Here is a 22,660-nt window from a genome sequence, read left to right as displayed (position 1 = left end):
ACCAGCCCTCACTAGTGGTGGTATCACGTGTCAGGGTTCCGAACCAGTCGTCCCCACCGGGCTGCGGTCGTCGCTCTGTCCGTCACTCGCGGATCGGAACCGGAGCATGGAAACACCGCTGTCCCCTACCCTCACCCAGATGGAGGTGACCTTCCTCGGCGGGGCCGACGAGATCGGACGCAGCGCCGTCCTCGTAGACGACTCGCTGTTGCTCGACTACGGGATGGCCAGCGAGTCCCCGCCCCAGTACCCTGTCGGCGACGTCAACCCCGACGCGGTGGTCGTGAGCCACGGCCATCTGGACCACGCCGGCGCGGTGCCGGCACTGATGGGCAGTGGCGACCTGCCGCCGGTCCACTGGACGCCCCCCACCAGGGAGCTGGCGACGACGCTGGCCGAGGACACGCTGAAACTCCACGGCTCGACGCCGCGCTGTCCGTTCACCGACACTGACGTGCGCCGGCTCACGCAGGCCTCGGTGACCCACGGCTACGGCGAGCCCTTCGAGGCCGCGGGCTACGAGGTGACGTTTTTCAACGCCGGCCACATCCCCGGGAGCGCCCACGTGCTGGTCGACGACAGCGAGGTGCGACGCACCTCGGGCAATCGGACGCAGTCCGATGATGGCGACACCAGACTCCTCTACACCGGTGACTTCCACACCGGCGACCAGCGCCTCGTCGCCCCCTCGACCGCCCGGCCCGACGCCGACGCGGTCATCTGTGAGTCCACCTATTCGGACGTGACCCACGAGGCCCGCGACACGGTCGAGCAGCGCTTCGCCGAGAGCGTCAAACAGACCGTCTGGGAGGGCGGTACCGTCGTCGTCCCCGCCTTCGCCATCGGTCGCACCCAGGAGGCGATGCTGGTCTGTGCGGCCAACGACATCGACTGCTACGTCGACGGGATGGGCCAGCGCGTGACGAAACAGCTCAAGCGCCACCCCGAGTTTCTGCGGGACGCCGACGCCCTTCGCGGGGCCACGTCGAGTGCCCGGTTCGTAACAGGAGGTGACGGCCAGCGCGAGCGCATCGCCCAGCAAAACACCGTCATCATCACCACCTCGGGGATGCTCAACGGTGGGCCGGCGATGACCTACGTCCCCGCAGTCCGCCACCATCCCACGAACAAGGTCGCGCTGACGGGCTATCAGGTCGAGGGAACGCCCGGTCGACAGCTGCTCGACACCGGGAGCGCCGAGCTCGACGGCCGCGTGATGCCGGTCAGCGCCCAGGTCGAGCTCCACGAGTTCTCGGCCCACGCCGACCGTGACGGCCTGCTTGGCTTTCTGGAGTCCTACCGGGACACCCCCGTTCTCGCGGTCCACGGCGACCGGACCGCCGCCTTCGCCGAGGAGCTACGTGGCGAGGGGTTCGAGGCCTCGGCGCCGACGCTGGGCGAGACGGTGACAGTGTAGCGACTCAGTCCTCGTCTCGCTGCTTCAACCACTCGTCCAGCAGGTCCCGAACCGCCGCGTCGCGGTTGTCGCGGTGGTCCGCGAAGGCCTTCTCGTCGACCGCCTCCAGCAACGCCTCGTCCATCTCGATGTCGACTTCTTCGAGGTCGAGGAACGCTTCGTCCATGGGTTTCGGACCGTGCCCGACGGTTAAATACCCTCGTCAGACGGTCGTCCCCCGTGCGTGTGACGCGACCGTCTGCCGTGGTTCGTTCGCCTCAGTCGGCGGTTTCGGACGCGGTGACGTTCCCGCGGAGGTCCGCCTCGATGGCTTCGAGCGAGCGCCCCTTCGTCTCGGGCACGAGCCAGTAGGTAAACAGCAGTGCGGCCAGGCTACAGGCGCCAAACAGCCAGAACGTCGTGGCCTCGCCGGCGTTCGCGGTCAACACCGGGAACAGGAGCGAGACGACGAGGTTCGCGCCCCAGTTGGCGACGGTCACGGCCCCCATCGCGCTCCCGCGGACCGCGAGTGGGTATATCTCGGAGATGAGCAGCCAGAACACCGGTCCGAGGCCGATGGCGAAGAACGCGACGAACAGCATCAGGCTCGCCGTGGCTATCCAGCCTATGGCGCCGTCGAACCCGGGGAGGTAAAACACCGTCCCGAGAACGGCCACCGTGATGGTCATCCCGCCGATGCCGACCTGCAACAGCCGGCGGCGACCGACGCGGTCGATGAGCGCGATGGCGACGACGGTCATGACGACGTTGATGACACCGATACCCACCGTCGCGAGGATGGAAGTGGTGCTCCCGAACCCGGTCGATTCGAGGATGGTCGGCGCGTAGTAGATGACGGCGTTGATGCCGGTGATTTGCTGGAAGATGGCCAGCCCGAGACCGACGATGAGTGCCGGGCGGAGCCACGGTTCGAGCAGTTCGCGAACGCCCGTGTCGGACTGTTTCTCGACGGTCTCGGCTATCTCGTCGAGTTCGTCCTCGATGTCGCCCTGTCGGGTCCGCCTTAGAACGGCCTCGGCCTCCTCTTTGCGGCCTCGCTCGAACAGCCAGCGGGGGCTCTCGGGCATCTTGAGCATCCCGATGGCGAGGACGACGGCCGGTATCATCCCGGTGCCGAGCATCCAGCGCCACGCGCCGGCGTCCGCGAAGGCGTAGTTGACGAAGTACGACACCAGAATCCCGACCGTGACCATCAGCTGGTTCAGGGAGGTGAGCGCCCCGCGGATACGCGGCGGGGCGATCTCGGAGATGTACAGCGGGCCGACGATAGACGCGAACCCGATTGCCACGCCGTCTATGAGCCGTCCCGCGACCAGCACCGGGACGGAGGGGGCGACGGCCATCGTAAACGAACCGAGGAAGAACACGCCGGCCCCGAGGAGTATGAGCCTGCGCCGTCCCAGCCTGTCGGCCAGTTGTCCACCGACGGCCGCGCCCAGTGCTGCGCCGGCCATCGCGCCGCTGACGACGATACCTTCCACCAGCGGCGACATGGCGAACGTGTCGTTGATGTAGAGGAACGCCCCGGAGATGATTCCCGTGTCGAACCCAAACAGGAGGCCGTTCAGTGCGGCCAGCGCGGACGCGAGGTATATGAACCGCCCTCCGTCACCGCGCAGGACACTCCGAATATCTGCCGTTGACATAGTGACTATATCCGGCGTAGCTGGAGAATTATTATTAATAGTTCTGTTCTATCACGAATATCTACTAGCTCATATCGGCTTGTGTATTGCGTTTATCTAGTTATTATATATGTATTTTTACAGTATTCCGAACGGCCATATTCCATCGACCAACGACTCGTCTCGCTCGGCGGGACCGTCGTCGACCGCTGTGCCGGCGGCGAGCGGCGCCGCGTGCCGGCCCGTCCCGGCCGAAAGCGGTGTCACTCGTCGAAACCCACTCCTCGCTCGCGGTCCACCCCCCGACATGGAGCGGACCCACCTCGATTTCGACCGCTACTTCGAGGTCGTCATGGCGACCGACGAGGCACAGGCCGCGGAGATGACGGTCGAGCCCGGCCACAGTGTCGGCGGGCCGGAGAACTACCACCCCGACAGCGACCAGTGGCTGTTCGTCGTCGGCGGAACCGGCCTCGCCACGGTCGACGGCGAGGACGAGCGCATCGAAGCGGGGGACCTGCTCCGCATCGAGGCCGGCGAGCGCCACGGTATCGAGAACGACGGCGACAAGCCCCTGGAGACGGTGAACTTCTACACGCCGCCGCGCTGATACCGGGCTGTGGCGTCTCCGGGACCCTATGCCACACCCGCCTGTTCGTCCATCGGGTCGCGGATGTCGCCGACGACGGCCTCCAAGGCGTCGGTGACAGTGAGCAGGCCTACCACCTTGCCGTCGTCCAGCACGACTGCGAGCTCCTGGCTCTCGGCCTGGAAGCGGTCGATGGCGTCGCTGACGCTCGTGTCGGCCGGTATCGTCATCGGCGGCGCGGCGACGGTCTCGAGGTCGACGCCGGAAAGCAAATCGCCTTCGCCTGCCGTCTCGCTCGCCGCCCGCACCAGCTCCGGGACGTAGACGGTCCCGAGCAGGTCGTCGCTGTCGGCGGCGGGGATGGCGTCTCCTGTCCGTGACATCTCCGATGTCACGCTCCCTATCAGCGGGTAGCGGGTGTGGGGGGTCTCGGCGACCTTCCGGGCGTTCTCGGCGTCGCCGTCGGCCGGCGAGAGCGCGACGATGTCCTCGGCGTGGACCATCACGTCACGGACCTGCTGGTCGCCGGCATGGAGCGCTGCCAGCACCTCCTCGCGGCGCTCCTCGGTGAGGTCCCCCTCTCTGAGCACCGAGCCGAGCTTGTTCCGGAGGTCCGCGCGGCTCTCGATGACCTCTTCCTCGGTCTCCAGCCACGCGCCGGACATCTCGACGCCGAACAGCCCCAGCGTCCACTTCGCGACGCTGTCGCCGACAGCGATGAGCGGTGAGATAACCTTTGCGAAGTAGTACAGCGGCGTCGCGCCGTACCGACAGACGAACCGGGAGCGCTCGACGCCCAGATACGTCGGCGTCTGCTCGCCGTGGGTGAGGTGGACGAGGTTGATGATGGCGAAGGCGATGGTGGCCCCCAGCCCGATGCCGGCCAGTCGCGACCCCGCGAAGGTCGGCTCGAACAGCGCCGCAAGCGCCGGCTCGGCGACGATACCGACGGCGATGGAGGAGGCGGTGATGCCGACCTGACAGCTCGTCAGATATATCTCCAGGTCGTCCGTCATCGACCAGGCCCGCTCTAAGGCCGGGTGGCCGTCGCCGACAAACTCCGACTCGGTGAACTGCCGTGCCCGGGTCATCGCGAACTCGATGGCGACGAAAAAGCCGTTGGCGAGGATGAGCGCGACCCCGGCCAGCAGCCGCAGCGCTATCTCGACCGGTTGCATAAGCTGGCAGGGAGTTCCGTGTCGTCGCGTGAAAACCTGATGCTTCGGTTACCCGAACTCGTACTCGACCCCGGTCAGCTCCTCGGAGACGGTCCAGAGCCGCTCGGCATCGGCCTCGTCCCGCGAGGCGTCGTTAGACTGCTGGAACTCCGGTGCCCCCCGCATCCGCATGAACCCGCCGGGACCGACGTACTCGCCGCCAACCACCTCGTCGCTGGCGGCGGCGTACAGCATCGGCAGGGCCCCGCGCTCGGCCGACTGCCCGAACAGACCGTTCGCGACCTTCATCAGTCCCATCCGAACGCTAGAGCCCATCTCCCTGGGGCCACGGAACTGCAGTTCCGTGTCGGCGTAGCCGGGGTGACAGGCCACGCTGACGACGCTTGCGCCGTGGTCGTCGAGGCGGCGCTGGAGCTCGTAGGCAAAGAGGAGGTTCGCAAGCTTCGACCGGCCGTAGGCCGACCACTTGCCGTACTCCCGCTCGGACTGCAGGTCCGAGAAGTCCATCTCGCCCGACGTGTGAGCCTGCGAGGACTGCGTGACGACGCGGCTCTCGCCCTCGCTCGCGCGGAGTTCGGGCAGCAGGTGGCCGGTCAGCGCGAAGTGGCCCAGATGGTTCACGCCGAGTTGCATCTCGAAGCCGTCGGCCGTCTCCTGTCGCGGGATGGCCATCACGCCGGCGTTGTTACAGAGCACGTCGATGCCCGCTGTCTCCGCCCGGAGCCCCTCGGCGAACGCTTCGACGCTGTCGAGGTCCGCGAGGTCACAGACCCGCACCTCCAGGTGGCCGTCTCTGACACTCCGGCGGATGTCCGTGGCGGCCGCCTCGCCCCGCTCCTCGCTCCGGCAGGCCATCACCACCGTCGCGCCAGCGTCGGCGAAGGCCTTGGTTCCCTCGTAGCCCAGCCCGCTGTTGGCACCGGTAACGACAACCGTTTTCCCCTCCATCGGCGGCATCTTGTCGGTCGTCCAGCCTGACATACCCGGATTTTGGACCCCACGTACAGAAACCCTCGTAATCACTGTCCCTTTGTCGCCTCGGCGCCTATCGCCGGCCGATGAGCGACGTCTCGGTCACCGTGTACACCCGCGAGAACTGCCACCTCTGTGCGGAGGCTGTCGACACCATCGAACGGGTCGCCGACGAGGAGGGCGTCGCGGTCGAACTGGACCTGGTCGACGTAGACTCCGACGCGGAACTCCGAGAGGAGTACGGCGAGCGGGTCCCCTACGTCCTGCTGGATGGCTCGCCGGCGTTCAAGTACCGGGTCGACGAGGCGCGGCTACGGCGGAAGCTGACGGGGTGAGAGCCGACTACGACCGCTCGCGCTTCCCTCGCTCGACGGCCTCGTAAAGCGCCGCCGCCGCGGCCTCGGGGTCGTCGGCCCGCGTAATCGCCGTAATCACGGCTACCCCGTCGGCGCCCGCTCGGGCCACCTCGCCCGCGTTCTCGGCCGTGATGCCGCCGATGCCCACGAGGGGGATGTCGACCGCCTCGGCTATCGCCGCCACGCGCTCGGGGCCGACGCCGTGGTCGTCCTCGGGGATGTCGGCTTTCGACTGGGTGCGGTAGACGGTGCCAACGCCGAGATAGTCCGCGCCGGCGCCTTCGGCCGCCTCGGCGGCCGCGACCGTCGACACCGAGCGGCCGATAATCGCGTCTTCGCCCAGCAGGTCACGGGCGGCCGGGACCGCCAGGTCGTCCTCGCCCAGGTGGACGCCGTCGGCATCTAACGCCTGTGCCAGGTCGACGCGGTCGTTGACGACGAAGGCGACGCCGCGCTCCCGGCACAGCGACCGTATCTCCCCGCCCATCTCGTAGCGCTCGCGGACGGTCCGGTCTTTCTCGCGCAACTGCACGACGCCGCATCCCCCCTCGACGGCCCCCTCGACGACCTCGCGGGTGGTCCGCCCTGCCGACAGCGATTCGCCGGTCACCAGATAGACGCTCCAGTCGGGCATAGTCGCCCCTGGGACCGCTGCGGCCCTGATTCTTGCGTTCCGGCGCTCCGATGTAACCGGGGTTGTGTTCTTCGCCGTCGGCGTCCCGGTGTCTGAGCCGAAGACATTACCGGACTCCGGCCGCTCTCACTCACTGTGCGAAACTTCCACATCACGACGGTCTGGGGGATTCCGATACGGGTCAACGTCTCGTTGCTGGTCTTTCTGCCGGTGCTGGCGTGGCTCATCGGCAGCGGGACCCAGATAGAGCTCTACGCCGGCATCGTCGGCGCGCTCGCCGGCACCGAACTGGACACGGCGGTGCTGACGGCCGGCTCGACGCCGTGGCTCGTCGGCACGCTCGCCGCCGTCGGCCTGTTCGTCAGCGTCACGCTGCACGAGCTGGGCCACGCCTGGGCGGGGATGCGCTACGACCTCGAAGTCGAGTCCATCACGCTGTGGATCCTGGGCGGGCTAGCGAGTTTCAAGACGTTTCCCCGGGAGTGGCACAAGGAGTTCTGGATCGCCGTCGCGGGACCGATAACGAGTGTGCTCACCGGCGTTGCCTGTTACGCCGCCTTGCTGGCCCTGCCGGCGGGCGCGACGGTCCCGCTTTTCGTCGTCGGCTGGCTCGCCGTGACGAACCTCCTCCTCGCGGGGTTCAACATGCTGCCGGCGTTTCCGATGGACGGCGGGCGCGTGCTGCGGTCGCTGCTGGCCCGGAAGCGGTCCTACGCCTCCGCGACCCGAACCGCCGCCCGCATCGGGACCACCTTCGCCATCCTCTTTGCCGTCTTCGGCGTGCTCAACTTCGCGCCCATGCTGTTGCTGCTTGCGCTGTTCATCTATGCGGCCGCAAGCGGCGAGTCCCGGACCGTCGCGCTGGCGGACCTGCTGGAGGGGCTCACCGCCGGTGACATCGCCCGGTCGACGCGGCTCTCTATCGACGCCGACGCGACCGTCGAGGACCTGGTCGACCGGATGTTCGCCGAGCGGGCGACGGAGTTCACCGTCACGCAGGATGGCGACGTGGTCGGCGTCGTCACCGTCGCGGACTTCCGGGAGCTCTCGAAGGCCCAGCGCGAGGCCGACACCGTCGCCGACCTGATGGTGACGGACCTCCCCCGGCTGGACGCGGCGATGTCGGCTTTCGACGCCCTGGTCGCGCTCGACACCGGCAAGGCGACTGCCGCCCTCGTCGAGAGCCCCGAGGGGACTCACGTCGTCTCCCGGGAGGACTTCTCCTCGGCGATGGAGATGCGCCGGCTGGCGCGGGTCGACGGCCCGTTCTGAGCGGGGCGCCGACACGCCGATAGCTACAAACCCCCGCGTCACGCACGACGGGACAATGCAGTCGGGGCTCGTTGAGGCGATATCGTCGGTCGGTGGGTCGGACCCGCTGGTGCTTGGCTTGCTCGGCGGGGTAGTCATCGCCGCGATGAACCTCTTTGGCGCGTCGCTGGTACTCGTCTGGCGCGACCCCTCGGAGCGCGCGCTCAACGGGGCGCTTGGCTTTGCCGCCGGCGTGATGCTCGCGGCTGCCTTTACGAGCCTCATCATCCCCGGTATCGAGGTGTACTCCGACGGGAACCCCCTTCCGACGCTCGTCGGCGTCGCCCTCGGTGCCCTGTTTCTCGACCAGGCCGACCGCTTTCTCCCCCACGCCCACTACCTGCTGACCGGCGGCAAGCGCGACGACGCGGCCCGCCCCAGCGAGTCGCTGCCGGTCGACGAGGAGCGACTCACCGGGGTCGTCCTCTTCATCCTCGCCATCACGCTGCACAATATGCCCGAGGGACTGGCCGTCGGCGTCGGCTTCGGCGCGGCCGCGAGCGACCCCACGCAACTCGGCGCGGCCGTCTCCCTGATGCTTGCCATCGGCATCCAGAACATACCGGAGGGGCTCGCGGTGTCGGTCGCTGCCATCAACGCGGGGCTTGACCGCCGGCTCTATGCCGTCGTGGCCGGGCTCCGCTCTGGGATCGTCGAGATTCCGCTTGCTATCCTCGGCGCGGTCGCTGTCGCCACCGTCGGGCCCCTGCTCCCCTACGCGATGGGTTTTGCCGCCGGCGCGATGCTCTTTGTCATCTCCGACGAGATAATCCCCGAAACTCACCGCAGCGGCCACGAACGGGTCGCGACGCTTGGGCTGATGGCCGGGACTATCGTCATGCTGTATCTCGATATCGCGCTTGCGGCCTAGCGGTCGTAGGGCCAGTTGGGGTCCCGGTCGAACTCCGCGGCGTCGAGGCAGGTGTCGGCCTCGTCGGGTGTGCAGGCGCCGTACTCGCGGAAGTTCTCCCGCGCCGTCGACAGCGAGACGTGGTTGCTGTCGCCGACGTGGTCGCTGTCGCCGAACTGTGCCGGGTCATCGAGCCAGTAACAGACGGGACAGACCTCGTAGGAGCCGGGCTGTCCCTCCGGCAGCGTCCGATACCCACAACACGGGCAATACCCCAGCTCCCGCGCCGCGGGGTTGCCGGGCGTGTCGGTCGACATGTACCGTGGTAAGGTACGACACATCAAAGAACTATCGGGCGGCCGACGCGACCGGACCGATTACTCGGACTGGGCGGCCTCGACCTTGTCGGCGTGTTTCTCCAGTTCGGCGGCCATCTCGCGGGCCTGCTCGGCCGACAGGGTCACCTTGTCGGCGTGGGGCTCGACGTTGTCGACCTGGGTGTTGTCCATCTCAAGCTGGACCGAGACGTGGTCGGGGTCTTTCTTCGGCGAGGTGACGTTCAGCACCGCCATCGCTTCCTCCTCGAAACCGTGGCCCTCGACTTCCCCGTCGAGCAGGTCGAACGTGGTGTACGCCGTGACCATCATGATCCGGTCTACCATACCCTCGCTTGCGGGTGTATCGACTTAACGGCTGTCCGTCGGACTGACCCCGGCCAGCGCGTCGCCTCAGGCTGTCGGCAACAGGTTGTCGAGGATCTGGACGCCGGCGCGTTCGAACATGTCCCGCATCTCGTCGCTCAGGGCGGTCTCCGTGACCAGGATGTCGATGTCCTCGACGTTTGCAAACTCCCTGAAACTCTGGCGCCCGAGCTTGCTCCCGTCCGCGACGAGGATGACGAGCCGGCCGCCGTCACACAGCAGTGACTTGATGCGGGCCTCGTCCTCGTTCGAGACCGACAGCCCGCCGTCGGACTGGACGGCGTCGGTTTCGAGGAACACCACGTCGAAGTTCGTCTTCCGGAGATACGACTCGGCGCTGGGTCCGACGAGCGCGTCCGAGGTGGGGCGAAGCGAGTCGCCGACAACCTTCACCTCCCCGCAGGTCTCGCGCAGCTCGAAGGCCGTCTCAGGGGAGTTCGTCGCGGCGAGCAGGGAGTGTGCGTCCGGGAGCACCTTCGCGATCTCCTTTGCCGTCGGCCCGGTGTCGAAAAACACCGCGTCACCGTCGCTCAGTTCGTCGACGGCGCGTTCGGCGATCGCTCGCTTCCCGCTGGAGGCCGTGGCCGTCTCCCCGCTCTCTGAACTGTCGCTGTCCTCGCTCGACGCGGGGAGGGCACCGCCGTGGAACCGCTCTATCCGTCCGTCCTCCGCGAGCGACGCCAGGTCGCGACGAATCGTCGCTCCCGAGACGCCGAACGCCTCGGTGAGCTCCTCGACGGTGACTCTGTCACTGTCGTTTACCATCCGGACGATCCGCTCACGTCGCTTATCAGGTAACATATCTACCACGGGCTTCGCTCCCGACGTGCCGACTCCGTCCCGTGTCGAACGGACTCGTCCATGCAGTTGTCTCCATTGTGCCTCCCCTGCCCCCGAAGAATCGCTCCCTCGGTCTGTGCCCGTCCGCTTCGCTCGTCACAGTTCATCGAGGGTGGAGTGTTCGGCGTGGCTCTAGGTGGGAGGTAAAACGACAGTACCAATGATAAAAACTGCGTCTCATTGCTGTGGAACTGTCCAGAACGGCGTCGCTGTGACCGCGTCGATACCGCCCGATAGCGCGCCGCCGGGGACGCCAGCCACGCCGTTGTGGGCGGGAGCCACCGCAGGTGCAGGGGCAAACGGGGCGCGTGTGGCGGCCACGGCGCTGTGGGTCCTGTCGCTCGACATTGTCAGGCTGTGACTTGCTGTTCGGATTTCGCGTCGAAGCTCAGTGACTCACCCGTCTTCGGGTCGAAGTACTGCAACGAGTCCCGGTCAAAGCGGAGGTTCACCTCGTCGCCCCGTTCGACCGTCGTGTCCGGGTCCACGGCCGCCTTGATGTTCTGGCCGGTGTCGAGAGTGAGTTCGAGCACCGTCTTCTCGCCCTGTGGCTCGACGACGTTGACTGTCGCCGGGTGGACGTTCGCCGGGACCCCGTCCTTGTTCAGCGCGATGTTCTCCGGCCGGATGCCGAGGACGACGCGTTCGCCGAGATGGCCGCCGAGATGCTCGATGAACTCGTCGGGAACGTCGTGGGTCTCGCCGCCGATATCCAGCTCGAACTTCCCGGTCGAGGACTCCTCGAGTGTCCCCTCCAGGAAGTTCATGCTGGGCGAGCCGAGGAACCCGGCGACGAACATGTTCCGCGGGTTCATGTACACTTCCGTCGGTGCGCCGACCTGCTGTATCTCCCCGTCGTCCATGACGGCGATCTGGTCGGCCAGCGTCATCGCCTCGACCTGGTCGTGGGTGACATACACCGTCGTCGTCGACAGCTCGTCGTGGAGCTTGTTCAGCTCGGCCCGCATCTTGACGCGGAGCTTCGCGTCGAGGTTGCTGAGCGGCTCGTCCATCAGGAACACCGCCGGGTCGCGGACGATCGCCCGACCCAGCGCGACCCGCTGCTGTTGGCCGCCGGACAGCTCCGACGGTCGTCGGTCGAGCAGTTCCTCTATCTGTAGCAGCTCCGCGGCCTCTTTGACCCGCTCTTCGATGATCTCCTCTTCCATGTTGTGCTGTTCGAGGCCAAAGCGCATGTTCCCGCGGACGGTCTTGTGCGGGTACAGCGCGTAGTTCTGGAACACCATCGCGATGTCCCGCTCGTAGGCGCGTTTGTCGTTGACGACCTCGTCGCCGATCTCGATGTCGCCCGAGGTCGCCTTCTCCAGCCCCGCGATGAGGCGGAGCGTCGTGGTCTTCCCACAGCCCGACGGGCCGACGAGCACGGTGAAGCTCTCGTCGGGGATATCCAGCGAGACGCCGTCGACAGCGGTGACGTCTTCGAATTGCTTTACGAGTTCGGTGAGTTTGACATGTGACATAGTTATTACTCCTTGACAGCTCCTTGGGTCAGTCCGCTCACGATGTACTGCTGGAAGAACAGTCCAAACAGGATGCCGGGCACCGCGGCGATCATCCCGCCGGCGGCCAGGTGCGCCCAGTCAACGAAGTCGTCTGCGACGAACAGCGACACCGCGATGGGAAGCGTCTGGGCCGTTTCGGAGGACGTGAGGACCAGTGCGAAGACGAACTCGTTCCACGAGAAGATAAAGGCGAGGATGGCCGTCGCCGCGATACCCGGCTTTGCCATCGGGAGGATTATCTTGACGAAGGCCTCCCAGCGCGAGCAGCCGTCAATGCGTGCCTGCTCGTCTAAGGACTCGGGAACGCCGTCGAAGTAGTTCTTCATTATCCAGACCGCGAAGGGGAGGTTGAAGAACGTGTACGTGAGTATCAGCGCCAGGCGCGTGTCGTACAGGCTCCCCGTGAGGCCGCCGATGAGCGGCGGGTTCGACATGATCTGGAAGAACGGGACGATGAGGGCGATAGGCGGAATCATCCGCGCCCCGACGATAGACAGCAGGAGCGTCTTGTTGCCCATGAAGTCGTATCGGGAAAAGGAGTAGCCCGTAAGCGTCCCCAGCGTCACGCAGATGACCGTGGTGGTCGTCGCGATGATGACGCTGTTTATCGTGTAGCTGTCGAACGGCCGATTCGTGAAGATATCCACGTAGTTCCCGATTGTCGGGTCCCGCGGGAAGAACGTAATCGGCAGCGACAACACTTCAGCCGAGGGTTTGAGGCTCGTGATGAAGATGTAGTATATCGGGAACCAGATGACGACGAGATACACCGAGAGCAATACGTACGCTCCCAGCCGTTCACGCACGACGGACGGCCACTCGTTGTCTGTCTCCAGTCCCAGCGACTGGCGAAGGCGGTCGAGTCTCGATTTCTTGGTGCTCATGCTTCGTAGGGTGATTCGCCGAATATCTTGTACAGCGTGGCCACGATGGCGAACGTCACGACCAGTAGGACGACGCCCAGCGCCGCGCCCGGCCCGGGCGAGTTAAAGACCTGTGCGGTGCGGTACAGCCAGGAGGCCCACACCTCGGTGGCCTTCCCGGGCCCGCCGCCGGTCATCACCCAGACGAGGTCGAGCGCTCGGATGTCGAAGATGATGCGGATAGTCAGCGCGACCATGATCGACGGTTTCAGGAACGGGTACGTGACGTTCCAGAACCGCGACCAGCGGCTGGCCCCGTCGACCTCGGCGGCGTCGTACAGCTGTTCCGGGACGTTCTGGAGCCCCGCGAGCAGGATGATGACGATGAAGGGTGTAAACACCCAGACGTCGGCGACGATGAGTGCCATCATCGCCAGCGCCCCGTTCGAGAGGAACGGGATGTTCCCGGAGATGACGCCCAACTGCTGTAAGGCGCCGTTTATCGCTCCGAAGTCGGCCTGGAACATCCAGCGCCACATCAGCCCGCTCATCACGTAGGGGAGAATCCACGGGACAATAACCGCCGTCCGAAACCAGCCCCGGCCTTTGAGGTCCTTGTGTAGCAGGAGCGCGATTCCCAGCCCCAGCAGGAAAGAGATAGTGACGCTGAAACCGACGTACACTACCGTGTTCCTCGTAATCGAGATAAACTCCGGACTGAAGACGCCGAACGCGGCGTCGGCCCCCTCGCGTGCGAACAGCAGCCGCTCGAAGTTCCGGAGACCGACGAACTCCATCTCGTTTGTCACCGGATTCCGGAACTGGAAGCTGTTGATGATCAGCTTGACCGTCGGATAGACGATTATCGCCGCAATCCACAGCAGCGTCGGCCCGACGGTCAGCGGGACGAACAGCTTGTCGAGCTTGCGACGAAGAGGTTGTTTTTCTGTTGACATTATGTGGAAAATCTCCGTCCGTCCGGCTCAGATGAGGCCGATGTCCTGGTAGAGCCGCTCGATGTTGCTGAAGGCGTCGTCGAGCGCGGCCTCGGGGTCCTTGTTGCCCAGCAGCGCCGGCGTGATCTGCTCGTTGAGGTAGTCGTCGACCTGTGGCTGGGCCATGTAGGTCTCGCTCTTTGCGTTTTCGAGGTTGAACCGCATGTCTTCGAGCAGCCAGGACGGGTACTCGTTTTGTATCTCGTCGTCCTCGTAGACGTCGGGGACGACACAGGGGTTGCCCTCGACGAGCATGTTGTTCTTGCAGGACTGGCGGGTCGTCATGAACTCGGCGAACTGCTTTGCGGCGTCTTTGCGCTCCGAGTACGCCGAGACGCTGATACCGTTCGTGTCCTGGAAGGTCGCGCGACTCTCGGGGCCCTCCGGCGGTCGGGCACTCCCGAGGCGTCCCTCTTCCCACTCGTCTAGCGCTCGCGAACCGAGCGGCGTCCACGACTCAACGGTGGCGTACTGGCCGGCGACGAAGTTGTCGCCGATGCCGCCCTCGCCGAGGCTGGATATCCCGTCCGGGCTGATACCGCGCTCGCGGAGCTTACTGAAGAACTCCAGTGCCTCGACGCCGCCGTCGCGGAACACCGGCTCGTTGCTGTCGTTGAACAGTCGGCCGCCGGCCTGGTAGAGGAACTGTTTGAAGGTGAACACGGACTTGCCCGACCAGGTGAACGCGAAGCCGGACTTATCGCCCTGTGAGAGCTGTTCGCCCTGATTGAGCACCTCGTCCCACGTGCCCGGCGGGGAGTCAAAGCCCTGGTCGCTCAGGTACTGCTGGTCGTAGAGGTAGGTCCCCCACTTCCCGAACTCGGGGGCCATGTAGGTGCTGCCGTCGAACGTGACCAGCTCGGACAGCGAGTCGGGGAACTTCCCCATGTGCTCGTCGCCCAGTTCGAGCGGTTCGAGCCACTCCGAGCTGACGAAGTCCGCGAGCCACCAGGTCGGGCCGTTGAACGCGTCGACCTGGGAGTCCTGATTGCGCCAGATCGTCGTGAGGCTGGTTTTCAGGTTGTTCCACGGGACTTCGTTGACTTCGACGCTGATACCGGTCTCCTCCTCGAACCGGTTGATGTTGTCCTCCGTACCGGGGTCGAACTCCAGGGACCCGGCGTTGTAGAACACGATCTCGTCGGCCGTGGTCTCCGAACCGTTGCCCATGAGACTGCCACAGCCGGCGAGCCCGACTGTGCTCGCGACACCCGCACCTTTGAGGAACCGTCGTCGACTTCGGCTACGCTTCTTTTGCATACAAACGCTCACAAAAAGCTCACGTATTATAAATCATGGGGTTAGTTGTTCACTGTCGCTCACCCCACTGTTGTTCCACGGCGTTCGAGAATTAGTGGTTATAGGCCGCCTAAAACCTCCTCATTAGCGGGAGCGTGAATATCTGGACTAATTCTTTACTGATGGCCGGTGGCCGTGAGTGAACAATACTGTTCATTTCGTGCATATTCTGCCCTTGGTCTGCACGGGAGTTGTCGAAAATACGCAGCCGTCGTCGGCCCGGCGTCGCCACTGTCGGGCGTGACGGGTGACACAACGAGCCCCGCTGTCGGCCGCGTTACTGGCCGGTTTCAAAGCCCACGCGGTCGGCGTCCGCGGCGGCCCGCTCGATGGCCCCGTCGAGGTCGATCTCGCGGACGACCTCGCCGTCCCGGACCAGCGGTTCCATGAGCGACTCGGCGCCGTCGGGGCCCTCGTGACCGGCCAGCCCGATGTGGTGGCCGCCGTCTTCGGTCCGGTACACCGACTTCGCCCCGGTCAGCTTCCCGCGCTTGGCCGCGGGCTCGCCGTCGACTTCCACGATGTCGAGCGCGAAGTCCAGCGGGTCGGCGTTCGAGACGTAGCTCCCGACGCCGAAGCCGTCGGCCACGTCCCGCAGCTCGCGCAGGTCCGTGGGGCCGAGCCCGCCCGAACAGAAGATGTCGACGTCGCTGTGGCCGTAGGCGTCGAGCGTCCAGCGGACCTCGCGGACGATGTGGCGGAAATCGCCCCGACGCGACCCCGTCGTATCGAGGCGGACGCCGTCGAGGTCGTCGACGGCCTCGGCCGCCCGCAGCGCCTCGTCGACCTCGTCGGAGTAGGTGTCGACCAGCGCGACCCGTGGGGTCGACTCGGGCACCGCCTCGTCGAAGGCTTGCCACGCCCGTTCCTGCTCGCCGCGACCGAAACAGATCATGAGCGCGTGGGGCATCGTCCCGCCGGCCTCCCGGCCGATTACGTCGCCCGCGGCGACGTTCGAGAAGCCGTCCAGCCCGCCCAGCAGGGCCGACCGCTCGACCAGCGCGCCCAGCGACGGGTGGACGTGTCGCGAGCCAAAGGACAGCACCGTCGAGTCGGGGGCCGCCCGGCGGGCTTCGAGGGCGCGCGTCGCCACGCCCGTGGGGTGTGAGAGGAAGCCAAGAAGGGCGGTCTCGAGCCGACAGAACTCCCGGTAGCTTCCCTCGATTCGCATCACCGGGCCGCCGTCGAACAGGGTCCCCTCGGGCAGGGCGTCGGCGTCGAGGGCCCGCCCCTCCAGAAGCGCCGCGGCGTCTCTCAGCCCCGCAAGCAGGTGCCACGTGCCGGTCGGGAACTGGTCGGCGGTCACCTCGGCGACGACATCGGGGTTTCGGCCCGCGTGGTCGAGCGCCTCTGTCGTCCGCTCGAAGTACGCGTCGGTCGCGCGCCCCGACTTGATCGCTTCCGGTGAGATGATGTCGAACGTCTCGGTCATTACGGCGGTGTTAGCGCCGTGGTGAAAAAAACGGGCGGGTAGTGAATCGCCGGCGTCGGCCGTGCGAGCGACACGCACTGTCGGAAAATTTTCCACGATACGGACCTAGATTGACATATGTTGAGTCCGCCCCGCGCGCTCGGACTCATCCTCGGTCTGGCGCTGCTGGTCTCCGGGGGCGCACTGGCCGCGAGCCAGTACCACCGCATCAGCGGCTACGAGTCGACGACCGGCACGGTGGAGCACGCCGAAATCGAGACGATAGCCGTCGACGCGGCGTACGCCCCGAACGTCACGTACACCTACACGGTCGATGGCGAGCGCTATAGCGGCGACAACGTCGCCGCCGGAACGGGCATCGCCACGGGCAATCGCGAGCGACTCGACTCGGTACTGCCACCGACGGCCGGGACGACGACGGTCTACTACGACCCCGAGAACCCCACCGACGCCCACCTGCTCCCGCGCTACAACTTCTTCCCGGGCGGGGTCTTGCTGGTCTGTGGCCTGTTCGTCCTGACGGACACGCTCACGCCGAAGCTGCGGGTCGTCAGCTCGCTTACGTCCCTGTTCCCCATCGACCTGCTCGAACGGGTACCCGGCGTCGAGCCCCGGACCGTCGCGTACGCCCCCGACGACCCGACCGCGATACTGGAGACCCAGCGGACCTGGACCGGCGGGGCACAGGCCCCAGTCCGGGGCGGGGCCGTCCCAGCCGTCTGGTTTCTCTGCTATCTCTGTACCGCCGACGTCACCATCGTCTACTTCCTGTCTTCGGGGTGGCCCTACGACCTCTGGGGGGTCCTGACGCCCATGTTCGTCGTCGCCGGCGTCATGCGGCTGGGCTTTGCGCGCCTGCTGGACGCGTAGCTGTCTCGGTGGCCGCCTCGCTCACCAGGACGACGACTCACCCGCCCGAACGGTGAATCCCGTCCAGGTCGGCAACCGTCGGCCCGTTGACGATTCGGACCGTCCGGCCCTCGCGGACGACGCGGAAGGCATCCGCAAAGGGGCCCTCGGAGACCACGTAGACGTCCCCCCGCGGGTTGCTGGCGCCGTGTTCCTCGGTCAGCGCGCCCCGATAGGCGTCCGCGAACTGCCGGGCGTCGCGCTCGGTGTCCCACCGGCTCTCCCAGACGTAGCCGCCGCCACCCGAGCCGTCGCGATAGGGGACGACCGTGTCCCCAGCCCACCCCTCCGAGGGCCGGCTCACGTAGCTGTAGCGGTCGGCGCTCGTCCGGTCGTTGTGGTACATCGTCGCGAAGATGGAGGCCTCCCCGACCGTGTCGCCGACGGGGTCGCGGTCGAAACGGTCCCACTCGGCGTTCGACCGGTCGGGGACTGTCACCGAGACGGGCGCCTCGTCGGGGTAGCGCTCGGGGTGGATGACTTGCTCGGAGCTGTCGGGGTAGTCGCCGTGGAGCGCGTCGACGGCGTCCCAGCCCCCGCCCTCGTAGACGCTATCGACGAACCTCGGCCCGCTGATGTAGGGGTGGATGATGACGGTGAAGACGCCGGGGTTGTCACGGGCGCCTCCCCCGCCCCCGCCGCTACTGCCGTCGTCAGGCCGCTCGATGCAGCGCCAGCGGTCCCCACAGCGTTGCTCGTAGGTGTTCTGGATGTAGTTGGCCTCGCCCTCGACAACGCCGTTTCGGGACAGCTGCGTGTCCTGGGTCGCGGGCGACCCGCCGAGGCCGAACTGCTGGTCCTGGAGCGCGTGGACGAGTTCGTGTGAGAGTGTCCGCCGGTCGACGACCGGCGTCTCGCTCTCGCTGACGATGACGATGCGGTCCTGTCCCGGGGAGTAGTACCCCAGCACCGACTCGCTCTGTGTGTCGCTGATTGCCTCGTCGCTTCCCTCGCTCTCGCCGACGAGCAACAGCGACTCCCACACCTGGTCGTTCCAGGGGTCCCCGCCGGGTCCGGCGCTCCCGCCCGCCCCCGAGCGGTTGCGGTACTCCGCCCGCGAGATGACCTCCACGGGGACCGTCGACTCGAACTCCCGGTCGCGGATGCGCTCGACGCGGGCCATCGCCCGGGCGGTGACGGCCTCCAGCTCGCTCTCGTTGAGCCCGTCGCTCGTCGTCACGTCGACCGGGTCGTCGTACCAGTAGCCGTTCTCCCAGCCGATCGTGTCCCCGCCGGGGGGTTCCTCGGGGTGGCCGACGAAGGGTACCGAACAGCCCGCGAGCGCGAGGACCACGACGAGACACAGCGCGAGTGCCCTACGCATCGTGCAGTTCGGACAGCTCCGCCTCCGTCGGAGCGTTCACCACGGTGACGGTGTCGCCGTCGACGCGGACGGCGACGGCGTCGGCGAACGGACTCCCCTCGCCGATGAGCCAGTTCCGCTCGGCGGTGCGTTCGCCGCCCCAGTGCTGGATGACTCGCTCCCACGCGGCCGCGAACCGCTCGGCCGACGCGTTGTCGCTCCAGGTTGTCCGCCAGATATAGCCCGTCTCGCCGTCGTTCGTATACACCTGCATCCGGCCGCCGTCCCAGCCGCTCGTTCCCGGCAGGTCGTAGTTGTACGGGTCGGTGTCGACGGTCCGGTAGTCGGCCAGCTGTGACCGGCTGACGACCGAGGAGTCGTTGTAGCCGTCGTCCGTCGTGTAGGCCAGCGACGCGGCGATGGCCGACGGGCCGACGGTGGCGTAGTCGGGCCGGTCGCGGTCGGTCGAGGGACGCACCCGCTCCCAGTCGCCGCTCGGTGGCGCCGGGATGGTCACGTTGCGGGGTTCCCACCCGGGGTAGTCGGCCGGGGTGATGACCTCGCGCGCGCCGTCGGGCACGTCGTCGTAGGCGGCGTCGACAGCCTCCCAGCCGCCCCGTTCTCGCAGGTCGGCGACGAACGATGTCCCGTCGCTGTAGGGGAAATAGAGCATATAGAAGACACCGAGATGCGCGAGGCCGCTCCCGCCGCCCGACTGGTCGACCGTGACACACGACCAGTTCGACCCACAGCGGTCCATGTAGGCGGTCTCGGTCGTGCGGGCGTCGCCCTCGATGAGTGCGTTGCGCCCCTGCAGGGCGTCCCGCGTGCTGGCGTTGCTCGACAGGTTGAACTGCTGGTCCTGGAGCGCGTGGACGAGCTCGTGTGAGAGGGTCTTCTCGCCGATCCGGGGCGCCTCCGAATCGGTGACGATGACGATCTCGTCATGCGTCGGGCTGTAGTACCCCTGGACGCTGTCGCCGAGCGTGCGTTCCTGGCTCTCGATGGAGTCGGTGTCCTCGCCGACGAGGAACAGCGCCTCGAACTTCGCGTTGTCGAAGGTCCGGAGCGCGTCGCCGTGGCTCGCATTGGCGCTCCGGTTCCGGTAGGCCGCCCGCGAGACGGTCCTGACGGGAACGTCCCCCTCGAACTCCAGCCCGCGGACGTACTCGACGCGGGCCATCGATCGGTTGACGACGGCCGATAGCTCGCTCTCGTTGAGCCCGTCGGTGTTGTTCACGTCGAGCGAGTCGTTGTGCCAGTAGCCGTTCTCCCAGCCCAGACGGTCGCGTTCGGGGTCCGGACGGGTGGTTTCGGTCAGGTTCTCGCCGTCGAGCACCACTGTAGTGGTGTTGGTGTACTCGGTTCCGGTCGGCGTCTCGCCGCCAGTCCCCGCGCCAAGCCCCTGACAGCCAGCGAGGAGGAGCACCACCGCACAGCAGACGGCCGCAAGCTCACGTCGCATTGAGAAACCCTGGGGTGGCACGGTCAAAAGTCACACGCCCGAAGGTTCGTAGGGGTCGCGCCCGAACGCACCCGTATGCAACTGGACCCGCGACAGACGGCCCTCGTGGTCGTCGACATGCAGAACGGCTTCTGTCACCCCGACGGGAGCCTCTACGCACCGGACAGCGAGGGCGCCATCGAGCCCGTCGCCGGGCTGGTCGAACGGACCCGCGACGCCGGCGCCAGCGTCGTCTTCACCCGCGACGTCCACCCGCCCGAGCAGTTCGAGGACGCCCACTACTACGACGAGTTCGACCGCTGGGGCGAACACGTCCTCGAAGGTTCGTGGGAGGCCGAACTGGTCGAGGAACTCGCCCCCCGGGAGGATGACCTCGTGGTGGAGAAACACACCTACGACGCCTTCCACGAGACCCAGCTGGCGGGGTGGCTCGACGCCCACGGCATCAAGGACCTCGTCGTCTGTGGTACGCTCGCGAACGTCTGTGTGTTGCATACGGCCTCCAGCGCCGGTCTGCGGGACTACCGTCCTATCCTCGTCGAGGACGCCATCGGATTCATCGAGGACGACCACCGCGAGTACGCCGTAGAGCACGCCGACTGGCTGTTCGGCGAGGTGACCGACCGCCGCGCGGTCGACTTCGAGTGAGGGCTGCTCACGCCCCGCCGCGACTGACGGTCACCTCGACCCGCTCGCCGACCGCGAGGGCCACGTTCTCGCCGATCAGCTTCACGCCGGCGTCGTCGCGCGAACAGTACAGCGCCACGCCGGTGACGGGCTCACCGTTTGCCAGCACCGCGATGTCGTCCCAGACGACGGTGCGCCCCTCGGCCACGCCGACTCGCTGGCCCGCCAGGCGGGCCGTCCCGTTGCCCTCCCCGCCAAGCACGCCGCCGCGCTCGTAGTGGGGCAACCCGCCGTCGAGGACGCCGCCCCCACCCGCTGACAGCCCGACGAACCGCTCGCCCGGCTGGGGATGGGTGGGCGAGTCCAGTCGCGCCCACGTCTCGCCTGCCTCGACGACGGTCCCAGTCCCGTCCCACGCCAGCCCATCGATGTCGACGCCCGCCTCGACAGGGAGCGAGCCGGCCGCTCGGTAGGGGTTCGCGTCGGGCCCGCGGAATCCGAGGTGGATGTGGTTGGGTACCCATGGCGCGAAAAAGCCCGCCCGGACGAGCTCGCCGAGGTCGTCGCCCACGGCGACGCTGTCCCCGGGCTCGACCCCCGGTTTCACGTGGAGCAGGCGCGCGACGAAGTCGCCGGTGTCGACCAGAATCAGGTGGTCCTCCTCGGCGGCGTAGGGCCGTGGCGGTGCCTGCACCGTCTTCGTCTCCAGTATCTCGCCGCCGACCGGCGACGGCGCTCGCTCCCCCTCGGGGTAGAGGTCGATGGCACAGCCCTCGTCGTGGGCGGCGAACGGGGAGTTGTACAGCGAGAACCGGTAGTACTGCCGGAGCACCCCTTCGGGGACGGTGATGGCCATTGCCCCCGGTTGGGAACGGGCCAGTATGTGCCTGTCGTCAGAGGGTTCATAAGCGATAGTGGGACCATGGCGGCGTATGCACTGAGACACTGTCGCGGCGGGTCCCGCGGGAGTGCGACACAGCCCGCCGCGAGACGCCGTGTCGCCTGTTCGCTACCGGCGGGAGTTTAGTTCATCCGCCGGCTACCGACACTATGCGACTGCTCCGGGGGCGGGCCAGCGACCCCGAACGCGACTACCAGCGGACCCGTCGGATGGTTGCCCGGGCCGCCGACGACGCCGAGCCCGCCCTGCGAGTGTGGTGCCCGCACCGCCAGGTCGCCTTCGGTCGACGGGACCGACGAGCCGAGGGCTACGACAGGGCCCGTGGGGCGGCCCGCGACCGGGGCTATGCCGTCCTCGAACGGGAGGTCGGCGGCCGCGCGGTCGCGTACACCGGCTCCACGGTGGCGTTTGCCCTCGCCGAGCCGACGGGCGAGAGCCGCGAGCGCCCCGCCGGCCGCGGGGGCATCGGTCACCGGTACGACCGCGTGAGCGGGGCCGTCCAGCGCGCCCTCGCGACCGTCGGCGTCGAGGCCAGCGCGGGCGAACCGACCGACTCGTTCTGTCCCGGCGCCCACTCCCTGCAGGCCGACGGCAAGCTCGTCGGCATCGCCCAGCGCGTCCGGCAGGCCGTGGCGCTGATCGCCGGTATCGTCGTGGTCCGCGACCACGCCGCTATCGCCGATGTGCTTGCCCCCGTCTACGACGCGCTTGACGTTCCGTTCGACCCGGACACCGTCGGGAGCGTCGCCCGCGCCGGCGGCGATACCGCGGGGGTAATCGACGCCCTCACGACGGCACTCGTCGGCGCCCGAACGGTCACCGCCTGCGACCGTATCCGGGACACTTAGGGGTTCGCCCGGCCCAGGGTGG

General features: G+C 67.1%; 25 protein-coding genes. 8 read left to right on the top strand and 17 right to left on the bottom strand.

Features of this window, described 5'->3' with window-relative positions; translation table 11 throughout:
* Positions 1–139 precede the first annotated feature (139 nt).
* The gene (locus VJ162_RS15605) at positions 140–1,417 is read left to right on the top strand and encodes an MBL fold metallo-hydrolase (protein WP_324665663.1); all 1,278 of its coding nucleotides are present in this window, start codon (positions 140–142) and stop codon (positions 1,415–1,417) included.
* A gap of 4 nt (positions 1,418–1,421) precedes the next feature.
* Here the strand turns inward: VJ162_RS15605 and VJ162_RS15600 are convergent, their stop codons facing one another.
* Positions 1,422–1,583: a ribbon-helix-helix protein, CopG family gene (locus tag VJ162_RS15600; RefSeq protein WP_324665603.1), complete on the bottom strand. Its 162-nt coding sequence runs from the start codon at positions 1,581–1,583 to the stop codon at positions 1,422–1,424.
* A gap of 91 nt (positions 1,584–1,674) precedes the next feature.
* Positions 1,675–3,063 carry a sugar porter family MFS transporter gene (locus VJ162_RS15595; RefSeq protein WP_324665601.1) on the bottom strand — a complete coding sequence of 463 codons (1,389 nt, stop codon included), beginning with the start codon at positions 3,061–3,063 and terminating at the stop codon, positions 1,675–1,677.
* Positions 3,064–3,349: 286 nt separating this feature from the next.
* On the opposite strand from VJ162_RS15595, the gene VJ162_RS15590 reads away from it, so the two are divergent.
* Complete coding sequence (locus VJ162_RS15590; RefSeq protein ID WP_324665599.1) at positions 3,350–3,652, top strand: cupin domain-containing protein; 303 nt, start codon at positions 3,350–3,352, stop codon at positions 3,650–3,652.
* 26 nt (positions 3,653–3,678) lie between these two features.
* Here the strand turns inward: VJ162_RS15590 and VJ162_RS15585 are convergent, their stop codons facing one another.
* On the bottom strand, positions 3,679–4,809 hold the full coding sequence (locus VJ162_RS15585; RefSeq protein WP_324665597.1) for a hemolysin family protein: 1,131 nt from the start codon (positions 4,807–4,809) through the stop codon (positions 3,679–3,681).
* A 48-nt stretch (positions 4,810–4,857) separates the two neighbouring features.
* Entirely contained in the window at positions 4,858–5,790 is a 933-nt protein-coding gene (locus VJ162_RS15580; protein ID WP_324665596.1) for an oxidoreductase, read from the bottom strand.
* A 77-nt stretch (positions 5,791–5,867) separates the two neighbouring features.
* Between VJ162_RS15580 and VJ162_RS15575 the strand changes: the two genes are divergently transcribed.
* Complete coding sequence (locus tag VJ162_RS15575) at positions 5,868–6,116, top strand: glutaredoxin family protein (protein ID WP_324665595.1); 249 nt, start codon at positions 5,868–5,870, stop codon at positions 6,114–6,116.
* A gap of 7 nt (positions 6,117–6,123) precedes the next feature.
* Here VJ162_RS15575 and thiE read toward each other — a convergent pair whose 3' ends face one another.
* Positions 6,124–6,771 (bottom strand): thiamine phosphate synthase, encoded by a 648-nt coding sequence (thiE, locus tag VJ162_RS15570; protein ID WP_324665593.1) that lies wholly within the window; start codon positions 6,769–6,771, stop codon positions 6,124–6,126.
* A 135-nt stretch (positions 6,772–6,906) separates the two neighbouring features.
* Here thiE and VJ162_RS15565 point away from each other — a divergent pair, with 135 nt between their 5' ends.
* Both VJ162_RS15565 and VJ162_RS15560 read left to right on the top strand, forming a co-directional pair.
* Positions 6,907–8,043, top strand: a complete 1,137-nt coding sequence (locus VJ162_RS15565) for a site-2 protease family protein (RefSeq protein WP_324665591.1) — start codon at positions 6,907–6,909, stop codon at positions 8,041–8,043.
* Positions 8,044–8,098: 55 nt separating this feature from the next.
* Positions 8,099–8,953 carry a ZIP family metal transporter gene (locus VJ162_RS15560; protein WP_324665589.1) on the top strand — a complete coding sequence of 285 codons (855 nt, stop codon included), beginning with the start codon at positions 8,099–8,101 and terminating at the stop codon, positions 8,951–8,953.
* Here VJ162_RS15560 and VJ162_RS15555 read toward each other — a convergent pair.
* The 9 genes from VJ162_RS15555 to VJ162_RS15515 form a co-directional block, all read right to left on the bottom strand.
* On the bottom strand, positions 8,950–9,249 hold the full coding sequence (locus VJ162_RS15555) for a CPCC family cysteine-rich protein (protein WP_324665588.1): 300 nt from the start codon (positions 9,247–9,249) through the stop codon (positions 8,950–8,952). The two genes, VJ162_RS15560 and VJ162_RS15555, sit on opposite strands and share 4 nt — an antisense overlap.
* A 60-nt stretch (positions 9,250–9,309) precedes the next feature.
* The gene (locus VJ162_RS15550) at positions 9,310–9,594 is read right to left on the bottom strand and encodes a DUF6360 family protein (protein WP_324665586.1); all 285 of its coding nucleotides are present in this window, start codon (positions 9,592–9,594) and stop codon (positions 9,310–9,312) included.
* Between the two features lie 66 nt (positions 9,595–9,660).
* On the bottom strand, positions 9,661–10,434 hold the full coding sequence (gene glpR, locus VJ162_RS15545; RefSeq protein ID WP_324665584.1) for an HTH-type transcriptional regulator GlpR: 774 nt from the start codon (positions 10,432–10,434) through the stop codon (positions 9,661–9,663).
* 216 nt (positions 10,435–10,650) lie between these two features.
* The gene (locus tag VJ162_RS15540) at positions 10,651–10,821 is read right to left on the bottom strand and encodes a hypothetical protein (protein ID WP_324665583.1); all 171 of its coding nucleotides are present in this window, start codon (positions 10,819–10,821) and stop codon (positions 10,651–10,653) included.
* A gap of 2 nt (positions 10,822–10,823) precedes the next feature.
* Entirely contained in the window at positions 10,824–11,954 is a 1,131-nt protein-coding gene (locus VJ162_RS15535; protein ID WP_324665581.1) for an ABC transporter ATP-binding protein, read from the bottom strand.
* Positions 11,955–11,959: 5 nt separating this feature from the next.
* Entirely contained in the window at positions 11,960–12,880 is a 921-nt protein-coding gene (locus VJ162_RS15530; RefSeq protein ID WP_324665580.1) for a carbohydrate ABC transporter permease, read from the bottom strand.
* The gene (locus tag VJ162_RS15525; RefSeq protein ID WP_324665578.1) at positions 12,877–13,815 is read right to left on the bottom strand and encodes a carbohydrate ABC transporter permease; all 939 of its coding nucleotides are present in this window, start codon (positions 13,813–13,815) and stop codon (positions 12,877–12,879) included. The genes VJ162_RS15530 and VJ162_RS15525 overlap by 4 nt, the downstream gene beginning before the upstream one ends.
* Before the next feature lie 27 nt (positions 13,816–13,842).
* Positions 13,843–15,114 carry a sugar ABC transporter substrate-binding protein gene (locus tag VJ162_RS15520; RefSeq protein WP_324665576.1) on the bottom strand — a complete coding sequence of 424 codons (1,272 nt, stop codon included), beginning with the start codon at positions 15,112–15,114 and terminating at the stop codon, positions 13,843–13,845.
* 316 nt (positions 15,115–15,430) lie between these two features.
* Positions 15,431–16,585 carry a nicotinate phosphoribosyltransferase gene (locus VJ162_RS15515; protein WP_324665574.1) on the bottom strand — a complete coding sequence of 385 codons (1,155 nt, stop codon included), beginning with the start codon at positions 16,583–16,585 and terminating at the stop codon, positions 15,431–15,433.
* 117 nt (positions 16,586–16,702) lie between these two features.
* Here VJ162_RS15515 and VJ162_RS15510 point away from each other — a divergent pair, with 117 nt between their 5' ends.
* Positions 16,703–17,455, top strand: coding sequence for a DUF3592 domain-containing protein (locus tag VJ162_RS15510; protein ID WP_324665572.1), 753 nt, complete (start codon positions 16,703–16,705; stop codon positions 17,453–17,455).
* 37 nt (positions 17,456–17,492) lie between these two features.
* Here VJ162_RS15510 and VJ162_RS15505 read toward each other — a convergent pair whose 3' ends face one another.
* Together VJ162_RS15505 and VJ162_RS15500 are read right to left on the bottom strand one after the other, a co-directional pair.
* Positions 17,493–18,818, bottom strand: coding sequence for an Hvo_1808 family surface protein (locus tag VJ162_RS15505; RefSeq protein WP_324665571.1), 1,326 nt, complete (start codon positions 18,816–18,818; stop codon positions 17,493–17,495).
* Positions 18,811–20,262 (bottom strand): Hvo_1808 family surface protein, encoded by a 1,452-nt coding sequence (locus tag VJ162_RS15500; protein WP_324665570.1) that lies wholly within the window; start codon positions 20,260–20,262, stop codon positions 18,811–18,813. The genes VJ162_RS15505 and VJ162_RS15500 overlap by 8 nt, the downstream gene beginning before the upstream one ends.
* A gap of 75 nt (positions 20,263–20,337) precedes the next feature.
* On the opposite strand from VJ162_RS15500, the gene VJ162_RS15495 reads away from it, so the two are divergent.
* Entirely contained in the window at positions 20,338–20,910 is a 573-nt protein-coding gene (locus VJ162_RS15495) for a cysteine hydrolase family protein (protein WP_324665569.1), read from the top strand.
* A gap of 7 nt (positions 20,911–20,917) precedes the next feature.
* Here VJ162_RS15495 and VJ162_RS15490 read toward each other — a convergent pair whose 3' ends face one another.
* The gene (locus VJ162_RS15490) at positions 20,918–21,745 is read right to left on the bottom strand and encodes a hypothetical protein (RefSeq protein ID WP_324665568.1); all 828 of its coding nucleotides are present in this window, start codon (positions 21,743–21,745) and stop codon (positions 20,918–20,920) included.
* A 194-nt stretch (positions 21,746–21,939) separates the two neighbouring features.
* Here VJ162_RS15490 and VJ162_RS15485 point away from each other — a divergent pair, with 194 nt between their 5' ends.
* Positions 21,940–22,638 carry a lipoyl protein ligase domain-containing protein gene (locus VJ162_RS15485; RefSeq protein ID WP_324665567.1) on the top strand — a complete coding sequence of 233 codons (699 nt, stop codon included), beginning with the start codon at positions 21,940–21,942 and terminating at the stop codon, positions 22,636–22,638.
* Positions 22,639–22,660 lie beyond the last annotated feature (22 nt).

The sequence above is a fragment of the Haloarcula sediminis genome (genome assembly GCF_035656455.1).
Taxonomy (GTDB): Archaea; Halobacteriota; Halobacteria; order Halobacteriales; family Haloarculaceae; genus Haloarcula; species Haloarcula sediminis.
The sequence above is the reverse complement of the archived record's forward strand: the minus strand, read 5'-3'. Positions and strand labels throughout refer to the sequence as shown.

Bases quoted from the DNA above. Each gene is read 5' to 3' on its own strand.
- VJ162_RS15505 (WP_324665571.1), bottom strand. From the start codon at position 18,818: ATGCGTAGGGCACTCGCGCTGTGTCTCGTCGTGGTCCTCGCGCTCGCG.
- VJ162_RS15555 (WP_324665588.1), bottom strand. From the start codon at position 9,249: ATGTCGACCGACACGCCCGGCAACCCCGCGGCGCGGGAGCTGGGGTAT.
- VJ162_RS15515 (WP_324665574.1), bottom strand. From the start codon at position 16,585: ATGACCGAGACGTTCGACATCATCTCACCGGAAGCGATCAAGTCGGGG.
- VJ162_RS15605 (WP_324665663.1), top strand. From the start codon at position 140: ATGGAGGTGACCTTCCTCGGCGGGGCCGACGAGATCGGACGCAGCGCC.
- VJ162_RS15585 (WP_324665597.1), bottom strand. From the start codon at position 4,809: ATGCAACCGGTCGAGATAGCGCTGCGGCTGCTGGCCGGGGTCGCGCTC.
- VJ162_RS15590 (WP_324665599.1), top strand. From the start codon at position 3,350: ATGGAGCGGACCCACCTCGATTTCGACCGCTACTTCGAGGTCGTCATG.
- VJ162_RS15495 (WP_324665569.1), top strand. From the start codon at position 20,338: ATGCAACTGGACCCGCGACAGACGGCCCTCGTGGTCGTCGACATGCAG.
- VJ162_RS15500 (WP_324665570.1), bottom strand. From the start codon at position 20,262: ATGCGACGTGAGCTTGCGGCCGTCTGCTGTGCGGTGGTGCTCCTCCTC.
- glpR (WP_324665584.1), bottom strand. From the start codon at position 10,434: ATGTTACCTGATAAGCGACGTGAGCGGATCGTCCGGATGGTAAACGAC.
- VJ162_RS15540 (WP_324665583.1), bottom strand. From the start codon at position 10,821: ATGTCGAGCGACAGGACCCACAGCGCCGTGGCCGCCACACGCGCCCCG.
- VJ162_RS15550 (WP_324665586.1), bottom strand. From the start codon at position 9,594: ATGGTAGACCGGATCATGATGGTCACGGCGTACACCACGTTCGACCTG.
- VJ162_RS15490 (WP_324665568.1), bottom strand. From the start codon at position 21,745: ATGGCCATCACCGTCCCCGAAGGGGTGCTCCGGCAGTACTACCGGTTC.
- VJ162_RS15600 (WP_324665603.1), bottom strand. From the start codon at position 1,583: ATGGACGAAGCGTTCCTCGACCTCGAAGAAGTCGACATCGAGATGGAC.
- VJ162_RS15595 (WP_324665601.1), bottom strand. From the start codon at position 3,063: ATGTCAACGGCAGATATTCGGAGTGTCCTGCGCGGTGACGGAGGGCGG.
- VJ162_RS15520 (WP_324665576.1), bottom strand. From the start codon at position 15,114: ATGCAAAAGAAGCGTAGCCGAAGTCGACGACGGTTCCTCAAAGGTGCG.
- VJ162_RS15575 (WP_324665595.1), top strand. From the start codon at position 5,868: ATGAGCGACGTCTCGGTCACCGTGTACACCCGCGAGAACTGCCACCTC.
- VJ162_RS15580 (WP_324665596.1), bottom strand. From the start codon at position 5,790: ATGTCAGGCTGGACGACCGACAAGATGCCGCCGATGGAGGGGAAAACG.
- VJ162_RS15560 (WP_324665589.1), top strand. From the start codon at position 8,099: ATGCAGTCGGGGCTCGTTGAGGCGATATCGTCGGTCGGTGGGTCGGAC.
- VJ162_RS15530 (WP_324665580.1), bottom strand. From the start codon at position 12,880: ATGAGCACCAAGAAATCGAGACTCGACCGCCTTCGCCAGTCGCTGGGA.
- VJ162_RS15510 (WP_324665572.1), top strand. From the start codon at position 16,703: ATGTTGAGTCCGCCCCGCGCGCTCGGACTCATCCTCGGTCTGGCGCTG.
- VJ162_RS15535 (WP_324665581.1), bottom strand. From the start codon at position 11,954: ATGTCACATGTCAAACTCACCGAACTCGTAAAGCAATTCGAAGACGTC.
- thiE (WP_324665593.1), bottom strand. From the start codon at position 6,771: ATGCCCGACTGGAGCGTCTATCTGGTGACCGGCGAATCGCTGTCGGCA.
- VJ162_RS15525 (WP_324665578.1), bottom strand. From the start codon at position 13,815: ATGTCAACAGAAAAACAACCTCTTCGTCGCAAGCTCGACAAGCTGTTC.
- VJ162_RS15485 (WP_324665567.1), top strand. From the start codon at position 21,940: ATGCGACTGCTCCGGGGGCGGGCCAGCGACCCCGAACGCGACTACCAG.